This window comes from Geopseudomonas sagittaria (genome assembly GCF_900115715.1).
In the GTDB taxonomy this organism is placed as follows: domain Bacteria; phylum Pseudomonadota; class Gammaproteobacteria; order Pseudomonadales; family Pseudomonadaceae; genus Geopseudomonas; species Geopseudomonas sagittaria.
This window is the reverse complement of record NZ_FOXM01000015.1, coordinates 16,956-28,990: the sequence shown is the minus strand read 5'-3', so window position 1 is coordinate 28,990 and position 12,035 is coordinate 16,956. Positions and strand designations below refer to the sequence as shown.

Genomic DNA, 12,035 nt, shown 5'->3' with positions numbered 1-12,035 from the left:
TGGGTCGAATCAGAGCAGGTCGAGCGGGATCTTCAGGTAGCGGGTGCCGTTGTCCTCGGCCGGCGGCAGCTCGCCGGCGCGCATGTTGATCTGCACCGAGGGCAGGATCAGCGTCGGCATGCCGAGCGTCGCGTCGCGGGCGCTGCGCATGGCGACGAACTGCTCCTCGCCGATGCCCTGGTGGATATGCACGTTGTGCTCGCGCTCGGCGCCGATGGTCGTCTCGTAGAGGTATTCCTCGCGCCCCGGTGCCTTGTAGTCGTGGCACATGAACACCCGGGTGGCGTCCGGCAGGCTGAACAGCTTGTCGTGGATCGAGTGGTACAGGGTGCGGGCGTCGCCGCCGGGGAAGTCGCAGCGCGCGGTGCCGTAGTCGGGCATGAACAGCGTGTCGCCGACGAAGGCGGCATCGCCGATCAGGTAGGTCATGCACGCCGGGGTATGCCCGGGGGTATGGATGGCGCGGGCCTCGACGCCGCCGACCTGAAAGGTCTCGCCGTCATGGAACAGGTGGTCGAACTGGCGGCCATCGGTGGCGAACTCGGGCTCGACGTTGAACAGCTTGCCGAAGGTGTTCTGGATCACCGAAATGCGGTCGCCGATGCCGAGCTTGCCGCCGAGCTGTTCCTTGAGGTAGTGGCCGGCGCTCATGTGGTCGGCGTGCACGTGGGTTTCCAGGATCCACTGCACGCTCAGGTCGTGCTCGCGCACGTAGGCAATCAGCTTGTCGGCGCTGTGGTGCGAGGTGCGGCCGGCGGCGGGATCGTAGTCGAGCACCGGGTCGACCAGCGCGCACTGGCGGCTGTGCAGATCGCTCACCACGTAGCTGTAGGTGAAGGTGGCGGGATCGAAGAAGGCTTCAACATGGGCGTTCATGGGACGGTTCTCCGTGCATGGCTGAATACCCGGCGGGGTATGTTGTGGCTACAGCCTACTGCGGTTTTTGGTTCTATGCATAGAATTAATTAGCATATGCGGCGACGCTCAATAACCTGGTCCTTCAGTGTGGACCAGGATGCCGGGCGGCGTGGTCTGCAGGAGGGGGCGCAGGCGCGGTGGGCGCGCGCGAGGCATAAAAAAACCGGAGCCAATGGCTCCGGTTTGTTGGGTACTGCGACGGCAATCAGGACGGGAACAGTTCGCCCAGCTTGAGGGCCAGCATCATGTCGCCTTCGGTGCGCAGCTTGCCGCCCATGAAGGCCTCCATGCCGCTGATCTCGCCCTTGAGGATGCCCTTGAGGGTGTCGCTGTTCATGATCAGGCTGACGCTGGGCGACGGAGCATCGCCGGGGGTGAGGGTGCAGGTGCCGTTCTTGATGCTCAGGTAGTAGTTTTCCGCGTCCTCGATATTGAACTGGAACACCATGTCGAGCCCTGCAGCGGCGCTTGCATTGAAGCGAGACTGCATGGTTTCGATGACTTTGGCGACGCTGCTCATGATTTCGTCCTTATTGATGGCGGAGAGGGGATTCGTGCCGGTGGCCGGTGGCGGTATGGGAGCGAGCGTATGGGGCAGCCTGTGGGCTGTCAACGGCCGGCATACGCGCGTTTGAATCGTGTCCAGGCCCCGACGCCGGCGCCTGCGGCTGGCCGCCATCGGGCCGCGCCGGTATGCTTGGCCCATTGACGCTCGCTGTCGAGCGCCCTTTGTAAGCCAAGGAGAATCCGTGGAGTTTCTTGTCGAGTATGCCGGTTTCCTGGCCAGGACGGCGACCGTGCTGGTGGCCATCCTCATCGTCCTGGTCGCCATTGCCGTGATGCGCCAACGCGAACGGCGTGCCGGTGGGCATCTGGATGTGCACAAGCTCAATGACTTCTACAAGAGCCTGCGCGACCGCCTGCAGGACGGCGTGCTGGACAAGGAACATCTCAAGGCGCTGCGCAAGCAGGAGGCCAAGGCCGAGAAGGCCGAGAAGAAGGCCGCCGGCCACAAGCCGCGGGTCTACGTGCTGGACTTCGACGGCGACATCAAGGCCTCGGCCGGCGAGCACCTGCGCCATGAAGTCACCGCGCTGCTGACCCTGGCCACCCCGCAGGACGAGGTGGTGGTGCGTCTGGAGAGCGGCGGCGGCATGGTGCACAGCTACGGCCTGGCCGCCTCGCAGCTGGCGCGCATCCGCCAGGCCGGCGTGCCGCTGACCGTGTGCGTCGACAAGGTGGCCGCCAGCGGCGGCTACATGATGGCCTGCATCGGCGAGAAGATTCTCGCCGCGCCCTTCGCCATCCTCGGCTCCATCGGCGTGGTCGCCCAGCTGCCCAACTTCCACCGTCTGCTGAAGAAGCACGCCATCGACTTCGAGGTGCTCACCGCTGGCGAGTACAAGCGCACCCTGACCGTGTTCGGCGAGAATACCGACAAGGGCCGCGAGAAGTTCCAGGAAGACCTGGACATCACCCACGAGCTGTTCAAGAACTTCGTTGCCCGCTACCGCCCGCAGCTGGCCATCGACGAGGTCGCCACCGGCGAGGTCTGGCTCGGCCAGGCGGCGCTGGGCAAGCATCTGGTCGACGAGCTGAAGACCAGCGACGAGTACCTGGCCGAGCGTGCTCAGCACGTCGAACTGTTCCAGCTGCGCTACCACGAAAAGAAGAGCCTGCAGGAGCGCGTCGGCCTGGCCACCAGCATGGTGCTCGACACCGTGCTGGTGCGCTGGTGGAGCCGTCTTTCCCAACCGCGTTTCTGGCAGTAATCCCATTTTCGCAGCGAGGAGTCGATGATGAGTCGTTTCAGGGCCTTGTGGGTCACCGAGAGTCGCCCCGGGGTATTCGATCAGCAGGTGATCGAGCGCGATCTTGCCGACCTGCCGGCGGGGGAGGTGCTGATTCGCGTGCGCTACTCCTCGCTCAACTACAAGGATGCGCTGTCCGCCACCGGTGCTCGCGGGGTGACTCGCCACTATCCGCATACTCCCGGCATCGATGCCGCCGGCGAGGTGGTGGAGTCCGCCTCCGCCGAGTTCCAGCCGGGCGATCAGGTGATCGTCACCGGCTACGATCTCGGCGTGAATACGCCCGGCGGCTTTGCCCAGTACATCCGCGTGCCGGCCGCCTGGGTGGTGCGCTGCCCGGTCGGCATGGGGCCGCGCGAGGCGATGTTGCTGGGCACTGCCGGCCTTACCGCCGGCTTGTGCGTGGACAAGCTGCAGCACGTCGGTCTCGATGCTGACGCCGGTTCGGTGCTGGTCACCGGCGCCTGCGGCGGCGTGGGCAGCGTCGCGGTGCTGTTGTTGACCCATCTCGGCTACACCGTGGCGGCCTCCACCGGCAAGCTGCAGCAGGTCGAGTTCCTCCATCGCCTCGGTGCGCAGCAGATCATCGACCGTGCGGTACTGCGCGAGGGGACCGATAAGCCGCTGCTGAAGATGCAGTGGGCCGGGGCGGTGGATTCGGTGGGCGGCGATCTGCTGTTCAACGTGGTCAAGTCGTTGCAGTACGGCGCCAGCGTGGCCTGCTGCGGTCTGACCGCCGGGGCGGACATGGCCACGGCCTCGGTGCTGCCGTTCATCCTGCGCGGCGTCAACCTGCTCGGCGTCGATTCGGTGGAGCTGCCGCGCGCGGTCAAGGCGGCCATGTGGGAGAAGCTGGCCGGGCCGTGGAAGCTCGAGACCCTGGAGCAGCTGGCTCGGGAGATCACGCTGGAGGAGTTGCCCGAGGCGATCAGCCAGATTCTCGCCGGGCGGATGGTAGGGCGCATGCTGGTGCGCATCGACTGAGAGCCTGCCACGATCTGCTGCGCGTCGGCCATGCGGCGTTGAAATCGGTTTCGGACAGTGACTTGCCACTGAACGCCCGCAAGGGCGGCCCCGAAGGGGCGAGCGGAGCGAGTCATGCCCATTTACACCCAGCAAACTCCGCTTCCTCAACCGACTTCACCTTGCCTGGCTCTAGCTCGCGAGATCGTGAACAGGCTCTGCGCCTAATCGACAGATGCACAACAAAAAGCCCCGCTCATGAGCGGGGCTTTTTGCTGACGGGGCGGAACTCAGCGGCGGCGGAACAGCGGCAGCGGCTGGTCGACTCCGGTCTGGTAGGTCACCGAGAAGTCCGACAGGCCCTTCAGCGCGTCGTACGGGTCGCGGTCCGGGCGCACGGCGAAGGCGTCGAAGCCGCAGCGCTGCATGAAGAACAGCTGGTCGCGCAGCACGTCGCCGATGGCGCGGATCTCGCCCTGGTAGCCATAGCGCTCGCGCAGCAGGCGGGCGCTGGAGAAGTGGCGGCCGTCGGTGAACGCGGGGAAGTCGAGGGCGATGACCTGGAAGTACTTGAGGTCGTCGACGATGTCCTCGATCTGCTCGTGGCTCTGCAGCCACACGCCCAGGCCGCCGTCGCGCACCTTGAGGGCGTGGCTGGATTCCAGCCACAGGCCCAGCGGCACGATCAGGTCGTCGCTGTTGGAGATGCCGTCGAGGCTGGCGTCGGCCGGCAGCAGGTGCCAGCGCTCGTCGATGACTTCGCCGTTCTTAATGATTCTTTGCATAGACGCGCTCCTTGAAGGTCTCGATGCCGATACGGCGGAAGGTATCGATGAAACGCTCGTCTTCGTTGCGCTTCTCCACGTAGACCTCGATGACCTTGGCGATCACGTCGGCCATGTCGTCCTGGGCGAAGGACGGGCCGAGGATCTGGCCGAGGCTGGCGTTGCGGCCGGCTTCGCCGCCCAGCGACACCTGGTAGAACTCCTCGCCCTTCTTGTCGACGCCGAGGATGCCGATGTTGCCGATGTGGTGGTGACCGCAGGCGTTCATGCAGCCGGAGATGTTCAGGTCTATCTCGCCGAGGTCGAACACGTAGTCGAGGTCGTCGAAGCGGCGCTGGATGGCTTCGGCGATCGGGATCGACTTGGCGTTGGCCAGCGAGCAGAAGTCGCCGCCCGGGCAGCAGATGATGTCGGTCAGCAGGCCGATGTTCGGCGTGGCCAGGCCCAGCTCGCGCAGCTCGTTCCACAGGGCGAACAGCTGGGCCTGCTCGACGTCGGCGAGGATGATGTTCTGCTCGTGGCTGGTGCGCGCCTCGCCGAAGCTGTAACGCTCGGCCAGGTCGGCGATGGCGTCGAACTGCTTGTCGGTGACGTCGCCGGGGGCGATGCCGGTCGGCTTGAGCGACAGGGTGACGGCGGCGTAGCCCGGCTTCTTGTGGGCGACCACGTTGCGCGAACGCCAGCGGGCGAAGCCCGGGTGCTCGGCGTCCAGGGCGGCCAGCGCAGCGCTCTGGTCCTGCAGGGCCTGGTAGGCCGGGTCGACGAAGTGCTGGGCCACGCGCTGCAGTTCGGCGTCGGTCAGGGTGGCCGGGCCGTCCTTGAGGTGCGCCCACTCGGCGGCGACGCGCTCGGCGAACACTTCCGGGGTCAGCGCCTTGACCAGGATCTTGATGCGCGCCTTGTACTTGTTGTCACGGCGACCGTAACGGTTGTACACGCGCAGGATGGCTTCCAGGTAGGTCAGCAGGTGCTGCCAGGGCAGGAATTCGTTGATGAAGCTGCCGACGATCGGGGTCCGGCCCAGGCCGCCGCCGACCAGCACGCGGAAGCCCAGTTCGCCGGCGGCGTTGCGCACCGGCTCCAGGCCGATGTCGTGCACCTCGATGGCGGCGCGGTCGGCGGCCGAGCCGTTCACGGCGATCTTGAACTTGCGCGGCAGGTGGGCGAATTCCGGGTGGAAGGTGGCCCACTGGCGGATGATCTCGCACCACGGGCGCGGGTCGATCACCTCGTCGGCGGCGACGCCGGCGAACTGGTCGGTGGTCACGTTGCGGATGCAGTTGCCGCTGGTCTGGATGGCGTGCATCTGCACGCTGGCCAGTTCGGCGAGCATGTCCGGCACGTCCTCCAGCTTCGGCCAGTTGTACTGGACGTTCTGGCGGGTGCTGATGTGGGCGTAGTTCTTGTCGTAGTCGCGGGCCAGCTTGGCGAGCATGCGCAGCTGGGGGGCGGAGAGCAGGCCGTAGGGCACGCAGACGCGCAGCATGGGCGCGTGGCGCTGCACATACAGGCCGTTCTGCAGGCGCAGCGGGCGGAATTCCTCTTCGCCCAGTTCGCCGGCCAGGTAGCGGGCGGTCTGGCCGCGGAACTGCGCGACCCGCTCCTCGATGATCCGTTGATCGTATTCGTCGTATACGTACATGTAATGGTCTGCTCTCAGGCTGTCAGCGAACTGCGGCGCTCTCTGCGGGGCGATGGCGGGTCCGCATGGTGCATCGGTTGCGCGCACGGCGGTGCACTCCGATGGAGTGTGGCGCACGATAGCAGCTCGTTTTTATGCAAGAAAGTGAAGAATAACTATATGTACATAACCAAACTAGATAAGCGCGGCCCGCGTGACCCGCTCTGAGCAAGCCGTGCGCGGTGCCGCGGGCGGCTAGGCCGCCCCGGCCGTCACCACCCGGTTGCGTCCCTGGTGCTTGGCGACATAGAGCGCCTGGTCCGCCTGTTTCAGCGCATGCTCGATGCCGGCGCTGCTCGCCGGGCAGTGGGCGACGCCCAGGGAGATGGTCACCGTCATGCCCTCGGGGATCGGGCTGTCGGCCACGCACTGGCGCAGGCGCTCGGCCACCGCACAGGCATCCGCCAGGGACGTCTCCGGCAGCAGGACCATGAACTCTTCGCCGCCATTGCGGCACAGCACATCGTTGCTGCGCGCCACCTGTTCCATCAGTTGCGCCAGCTGGCGGAGCATCTGGTCGCCGGCGTCATGGCCGAGGCTGTCGTTGACCTGCTTGAAGTGGTCGACATCGATGGCGATGACCGCAAAGGGGCGGTTGCCCGCCTGCCATTGCTCCAGCCGTGCCAGCATGCCGCGGCGGTTGAGCAGGCCGGTCAGCGGGTCGGTGATCGAGTCGTGATTGAGCTGGCCGATCTTGTGGTTGAACTGGGCCAGCCCGGCCAGCATGGCGCGCTTGAGCTCGGCGGCCTCGAAATACCAGGAGCTGACCTGGTGGATCTGTTCGGCGGCCGCCTGCGAGTCCATGTGCCGGGCGCTGCTGGCCAGTTTCCAGAGCGGCCGGGCAATCAGCCGCGCCAGCCACCAGATGCACAGCAGGGTCAGCAGCGACACCGGAAGGCTGTTGCGCAGGATCTCCAGCATCAGCCCATGCAGCTTGGCCAGGGTGGTCGCGGTGGGGCGCTGCGCGACAATCACCCAGCCGGTGCTGGTGACCGGAGCGTAGCCGGCGAGCGTGTCGATGCCTTCTGCATCGGTCACCCGCAGGGCGCCGGCGTTGCCGCCGATGGCTGCATCGATGACCGGGTTGCCGGGCATGGTTTCACCGACTCGTTCGGTGTCCTGGTGGTACAGGATGTGGCGCTGGCGATCGACCACGAACAGGCTGGAGCCGTCGCGGTAGTGGTGGTCGCTGAGCAGGACGTCGAGGGCGCTGCGCTCGCGCAGGTAGATGGAGCCGCCGACATAGCCGAGATAGTGACCGTCGGTGGCGAAGACCGGGTGCGACACGGCGATCACCAGGCGCCCGCTGGCCGACACGAAGGGCTGGCTGACCAGCGGCTGGCGCACTGCCACGGCTTCCCGCGCGCCGTCGCTGTCGATCACGCCGCCCGGTTCGGCCAGCGCCCGCGGCGAGATCGCCAGCAGGCTGCGGTCGGCGCGCACCACGTAGGTCGAGTTGAAGATGCTGGTCTGGGTCTTCAGCCGCTCGGTTTCCGTCGCCAGCTTCTGCGGCTGGTCGAAGACCGGGGCCAGCACGGCCACGCTGTAGGCCAGTTGCTGGCGGGCCAGGTTCAGCAGGCCTTCGGTGCTGTCCGCCAGCTTGGCGGCATACACCCGGTTGGTTTCCAGGGTCTGGCGGATCAGCAGGTCGCGCTGGGCCAGATAGCTGGCATAGAAGGTGTTCGCCAAAGTGAGCAAGGCCGTGGTCACCGCGAACAGCAGTATCAGGCGGCGCAGGTCGAGCCTGAACACGGAGGGGAGGTGCATGTTGCGACGCCGCCGGTGTTGTTTTGTGATGTGTTTTGCAAATCCTAGCATGTTCTCCCGCCAGCCAGGCGGTGCGAGGGGGCGCCTTGAGTTTGTCCGCGTTCCGGACTTGACTGGCTGATAGGCACATCGAGGGGGGACTCATGATGAATCAGCACAGCAAACTGCATACTCCGGACAGCACCGTGGATGCCCGGGCCGCTCTGGCCCTGATCCTGATCGTGGTGGTCGCCGCGCTGGTGTGGGTCAGCCAGCAGTAGCCGCCATGGCTAGTCGGCGCCGCTGAGGTGCAGCACCAGCTTGACCAGGGCGAACAGCAGCAGCACGAACAAGCCGGTGAACAGCAGGCCGAGGACGATGAAGTGGCTGGGCTTGCCGCGGCTGAAGTCGCGCGTGCGGTTCTTGTTGCTCTGCACGCCGAGGGCGGCGGCCAGCACGCTGTGCAGCATCTGGCGGAGGGTGAGTGGCTGGGCGTCATCGTCCGGCTTGTCGGCGGGCGGGTGCTTGTCGGTCATGGCGAACTCCGCAGCAGTGGCTGTCACCAGCCTGGTCTTTACAAGCGTCGTCTGTGGGCGGCGACTGCGCAAGTGGCGGGCGGCTATAGCTCGATCCGCGCCCAGCCGCGCCGCTGCCACATCAGGGCAAAGATCGCCGAAATGATTCCGCGCTGCAGGATGTACAGGCTCCAGATCGCCAGCAGACCGTAACCCAGCACCGGTCCGATCAGGTAGGTCAGCGGCAGCAGCACCAGCCACTGGTTGCCCAGGCTGATCGCCATCACCGTGCGGCTGGCGCCGGCGCCGAGCAGTGCCTGGGTCAGCACCAGGGTACCGGCATCCAGCACCATGCCCAGTCCGGTCAGGCGCAGCGGCAGGGTGCCCAGCTCGATCAGCGCGGGGTCGTTGACGAACAGGCCGAGGATCTCGGCCGGAAACAGCCAGAACGGCACGCCCAGCAGGGCCAGCCCGAGAGCGGCGATGCGCACCACTTCCCAGCCCCAGCGGTGGGCGGCGTCGACGTCGCCCTCGCCGAGGCTGTGGCTGACCAGGGTGGTCGCCGCCATGCCCAGGCCGATGGCCGGCAGGATCAGCAGCAGGGTCAGGTTGATCAGCACATGGGCCACCGCCAGTTCGGCGGTGCCGACCTGGGCGATGATCCAGAACAGCAGGGTGATGCCGGTGGCGAACAGGAACTGGTGCAGCGAGTTGGGCAGCGCCAGGCGCAGCAGCACCCGGAACTCGATGGCCGGCGGCCGGCGGCGCAGGAAGCCGCCTTGGCGGGCGACCCGCCAGGTCTGCACCAGGTAGACCAGCGAGCCCAGGTAGAGGGCGATGCAGGTGCCCAGTCCCGAGCCTTCCGCGCCCATCTCCGGCAGGCCGAACAGGCCGTGGATCAGGCAGTAGCTGAGGGCGGCATTGCACAGGTGCATGCCGAGCAGGATGCGCAGGTACATGCCCGAGCGATGGCTGCCGTTCCAGAAGCCGCGGAAGGAGAAGTTCAGCCCCACCGCGCACACCGCCAGCACCCGCCACTGGAAGTAATCCTCGCCGACGGCCGCGACCTCGGGGTCCGAGGCCAGCAGGCCGATGATCCAGGGCGCCGCCCACCAGCAGAGCAGCCCCAGCGGCAGGCCGACCAGCAGGGCCAGCAGCAGGCCGGCGTTGAGCGGGGTGGCCTCCTGATCCAGGCGTCCCTCGCCACGTCGGCGCGCCACCAGCGCCTGCACTCCGGAGCCGAGGCCCATGACCAGGGCGATGGCCATGAAGTTCGCATAGCTGCCGATGCCCACCCCGGCCAGGGCGATCTCGCCCAGGTGCCCGACCATGGCCGCGTCCACCAGATTGATCAGGCTCTGGCTGAGCATGCCGCCGATGATCGGCAGGCCGAGGACGAGGATCTGGCGCAGGCGCTGGCGCTCGAGCATGGGCAGGCGGGTCTCAGGCGAGGGGCCGGGCAGTTTACCGCAGAAGCCGCAGGCATGGCCGGCCGCGCGCTCGGGCATTCGGTTGTAACAAATTCGTTACGGTATTGACGCTGGATGTGTGACGTGGCGTACCTCCGTAGCCGCTGTAATGAAAACGTGCCACTTGCGCCGGCCTGCGGGGGACTCCGGGAGGGGCAGGCGGCTTGTTCAGAAGGGCGACACCGGGTGATATGCAGCCATCCAGGCCGCGCCAGCGGCTTGCGCACAACAACAAGGTGGAGGCGCCATGAACGCCCAGAGCAAGATCGAACAGCACAGCCCCATCCGCACCGACGGCTTCGAGATCGTCGAGTACCGCGCGTCGACCACAGCAGGTATCGCCGGTTCGTTGCCCTACCTGGCCTACCGCGTGCTCGGCGCATGAGTCTGGCCACCATTTCCGAGCGTTTTGGTCGGTGTACAATGGCCACCGCTTCGACTGTGACCCCCTTGCGTACCCACGCATCCTGGCGCTCGTTGCGCGCTGCAAAGCCATCGGGGTCGCGTGCCTCTCGACTGGAGGTGCAGCCCGCCGCGCCATGAACCTAAGGTGAACCGCCTTGCAGACTCCGCCGCGCCACAAGCACGGTGGGTGATTTTCCGTCACAGACAAGAACAAACCAGGTGACGTATGACCCGTGAAAAACCGAAGAACCTCTGGCAGTCCCGCTGGGGCTTCATCCTCGCTGCAACCGGCTCCGCTGTGGGCTTGGGCAATATCTGGAAATTCCCCTACATCACCGGCGAATACGGCGGTGGTGCTTTCGTGCTGATGTACCTGGGCTGCATCCTCGCCATCGGCATCCCGGTGATGATGGCCGAGATCGCCCTCGGCCGTCGTGGCCGCGGCAGCCCGCTGGACGCCATCGCCCGGGTGGTCAGGGAGAACAACGGCAATCCGCTGTGGAAGGCGGTCGGCGGCATGGCCATGCTGTGCGGCTTCCTGATCCTCTGTTTCTACGTGGTGGTGGCCGGCTGGGCCTTCGCCTACACGTGGAAGATGGTCGACGGCTCCCTGGCCGCCACCAGCGTCGACGCGCTGGCCGGCGTGTTCGAGGCGCACAACACCAGCCCCTGGCTGCTCGGCAGCTGGAGCATCGTGGTCGCCCTGGTGACCCTGTGGATCGTCGGCAAGGGAGTGCAGGCCGGCGTCGAGCGCTCGGTACGCTGGATGATGCCGGGCCTGGCGGTGATGCTGCTGATCCTGGTCGGCTACGCGCTGACCAGCGGCGGCTTCAGCCAGGGCTTCGAGTTCCTGTTCACCTTCGATGCCAGCAAGGTCACCGGCGAAGCCTTCCTGGCCGCCCTTGGCCATGCCTTCTTCACCCTCAGCCTGGCCTCGGGCGCGATCCTCACCTACGGCTCCTACCTGCCGGACGGCCAGTCGATCGCCCGCACCACCTTCGTCGTCGCCATCGCCGACACCTGCGTGGCGTTGCTCGCCGGTCTGGCGATCTTCCCGGTGATCTTCGCCAACGGCATGAGCCCGGGCGCCGGTCCCGGACTGATCTTCATGAGCCTGCCGCTGGCCTTCCAGCAGATGCCGTTCGGCACCGTCTTCGGCGTGCTGTTCTTCGCCATGGTCTCGGTGGCGGCGCTGACCTCGGCCATCTCGATGATCGAGGCGACCGTCGCCTACCTCAACGAGAAACACGGCGTCAGTCGGGTCAAGGCGTCCATCGCCTCCGGCGTGGTGCTGATCGCCATCAGCATGCTGGCCATGCTGTCGTTCAACGTCGGCGCCGAGTGGAAGCTGTTCGGCATGAACTTCTTCGACATCCTCGACTACGTCACCTCGCGCTGGATGATGCCCCTGGGCGGCATCCTCATGGTCATCCTGGTGGGCTACTGCCTGCGCAGCGACATCATGCGCGACGAGCTCAAGCTGCCGACCGCCGGCTATGCCCTGTGGCTGTTCATGGTCCGCTACGTCAGCCCGGTGCTGATCCTCGTGGTGTTCCTCAACGCCCTCGGCTGGCTGGGCTTCGACCCGCTGGCCGGCTGGTACTGGATCGCCGGTGCCATCGGCATGCTGGCCATCCTCGGCGAGGTGCTCGCTCCGCGCGTGCGCCTGGAGTTCGCCGTGCACTGAGTCACCAACCGCCCGCTGTACCCCGGAACCCGGCCTCGCGCCGGGTTCTGTCCAT

At 66.4% G+C, this 12,035-nt stretch carries 11 protein-coding genes; 4 read left to right on the top strand and 7 right to left on the bottom strand.

Translation table 11 applies throughout. The annotated features are described in order from the left end of the window. Positions 1 to 9: 9 nt before the first annotated feature. Together BM297_RS16685 and BM297_RS16680 are read right to left on the bottom strand one after the other, a co-directional pair. Positions 10 to 876, bottom strand: a complete 867-nt coding sequence (locus BM297_RS16685; RefSeq protein ID WP_092433568.1) for an MBL fold metallo-hydrolase — start codon at positions 874 to 876, stop codon at positions 10 to 12. A gap of 247 nt (positions 877 to 1,123) precedes the next feature. Then, entirely contained in the window at positions 1,124 to 1,438 is a 315-nt protein-coding gene (locus BM297_RS16680; RefSeq protein ID WP_090309353.1) for an SCP2 sterol-binding domain-containing protein, read from the bottom strand. Between the two features lie 229 nt (positions 1,439 to 1,667). Here BM297_RS16680 and sohB point away from each other — a divergent pair, with 229 nt between their 5' ends. Further along, positions 1,668 to 2,690, top strand: coding sequence for a protease SohB (sohB, locus tag BM297_RS16675; protein ID WP_092433567.1), 1,023 nt, complete (start codon positions 1,668 to 1,670; stop codon positions 2,688 to 2,690). Between the two features lie 27 nt (positions 2,691 to 2,717). Further along, complete coding sequence (locus BM297_RS16670; protein ID WP_092433565.1) at positions 2,718 to 3,713, top strand: YhdH/YhfP family quinone oxidoreductase; 996 nt, start codon at positions 2,718 to 2,720, stop codon at positions 3,711 to 3,713. Positions 3,714 to 3,982: 269 nt separating this feature from the next. On the opposite strand, the gene BM297_RS16665 is transcribed toward BM297_RS16670, so the two are convergent. The 5 genes from BM297_RS16665 to BM297_RS16645 all read right to left on the bottom strand — a co-directional run bounded on the left by BM297_RS16665 (position 3,983) and on the right by BM297_RS16645 (position 9,927). After that, positions 3,983 to 4,477: a DUF934 domain-containing protein gene (locus BM297_RS16665; RefSeq protein ID WP_092433562.1), complete on the bottom strand. Its 495-nt coding sequence runs from the start codon at positions 4,475 to 4,477 to the stop codon at positions 3,983 to 3,985. Beyond that, on the bottom strand, positions 4,461 to 6,119 hold the full coding sequence (locus tag BM297_RS16660) for a nitrite/sulfite reductase (protein ID WP_092433560.1): 1,659 nt from the start codon (positions 6,117 to 6,119) through the stop codon (positions 4,461 to 4,463). Before BM297_RS16660 ends, BM297_RS16665 begins: the two co-directional genes overlap by 17 nt. 234 nt (positions 6,120 to 6,353) lie before the next feature. Beyond that, a complete protein-coding gene (locus BM297_RS16655; protein WP_175526679.1) occupies positions 6,354 to 7,925 on the bottom strand; it encodes a GGDEF domain-containing protein in 1,572 nt (523 codons plus the stop codon). Between the two features lie 269 nt (positions 7,926 to 8,194). Further along, positions 8,195 to 8,440 (bottom strand): DUF2970 domain-containing protein, encoded by a 246-nt coding sequence (locus tag BM297_RS16650; RefSeq protein WP_092433558.1) that lies wholly within the window; start codon positions 8,438 to 8,440, stop codon positions 8,195 to 8,197. Between the two features lie 83 nt (positions 8,441 to 8,523). Next, the gene (locus BM297_RS16645; RefSeq protein WP_245768279.1) at positions 8,524 to 9,927 is read right to left on the bottom strand and encodes an MATE family efflux transporter; all 1,404 of its coding nucleotides are present in this window, start codon (positions 9,925 to 9,927) and stop codon (positions 8,524 to 8,526) included. 208 nt (positions 9,928 to 10,135) lie between these two features. On the opposite strand from BM297_RS16645, the gene BM297_RS21895 reads away from it, so the two are divergent. Both BM297_RS21895 and BM297_RS16640 read left to right on the top strand, forming a co-directional pair. Beyond that, on the top strand, positions 10,136 to 10,273 hold the full coding sequence (locus BM297_RS21895; protein WP_175526678.1) for a hypothetical protein: 138 nt from the start codon (positions 10,136 to 10,138) through the stop codon (positions 10,271 to 10,273). 246 nt (positions 10,274 to 10,519) lie between these two features. After that, positions 10,520 to 11,980: a sodium-dependent transporter gene (locus BM297_RS16640; protein WP_092433556.1), complete on the top strand. Its 1,461-nt coding sequence runs from the start codon at positions 10,520 to 10,522 to the stop codon at positions 11,978 to 11,980. Positions 11,981 to 12,035: the final 55 nt, after the last annotated feature.

What these genes read in the sequence shown, in the direction of transcription:
- BM297_RS16645 (WP_245768279.1), bottom strand. Translation starts at nt 9,927, where the DNA reads ATGCCCGAGCGCGCGGCCGGCCATGCCTGCGGCTTCTGCGGTAAACTG.
- BM297_RS16685 (WP_092433568.1), bottom strand. Translation starts at nt 876, where the DNA reads ATGAACGCCCATGTTGAAGCCTTCTTCGATCCCGCCACCTTCACCTAC.
- BM297_RS16680 (WP_090309353.1), bottom strand. Translation starts at nt 1,438, where the DNA reads ATGAGCAGCGTCGCCAAAGTCATCGAAACCATGCAGTCTCGCTTCAAT.
- BM297_RS21895 (WP_175526678.1), top strand. Translation starts at nt 10,136, where the DNA reads ATGAACGCCCAGAGCAAGATCGAACAGCACAGCCCCATCCGCACCGAC.
- BM297_RS16650 (WP_092433558.1), bottom strand. Translation starts at nt 8,440, where the DNA reads ATGACCGACAAGCACCCGCCCGCCGACAAGCCGGACGATGACGCCCAG.
- BM297_RS16660 (WP_092433560.1), bottom strand. Translation starts at nt 6,119, where the DNA reads ATGTACGTATACGACGAATACGATCAACGGATCATCGAGGAGCGGGTC.
- BM297_RS16670 (WP_092433565.1), top strand. Translation starts at nt 2,718, where the DNA reads ATGAGTCGTTTCAGGGCCTTGTGGGTCACCGAGAGTCGCCCCGGGGTA.
- BM297_RS16665 (WP_092433562.1), bottom strand. Translation starts at nt 4,477, where the DNA reads ATGCAAAGAATCATTAAGAACGGCGAAGTCATCGACGAGCGCTGGCAC.
- BM297_RS16655 (WP_175526679.1), bottom strand. Translation starts at nt 7,925, where the DNA reads ATGCACCTCCCCTCCGTGTTCAGGCTCGACCTGCGCCGCCTGATACTG.
- BM297_RS16640 (WP_092433556.1), top strand. Translation starts at nt 10,520, where the DNA reads ATGACCCGTGAAAAACCGAAGAACCTCTGGCAGTCCCGCTGGGGCTTC.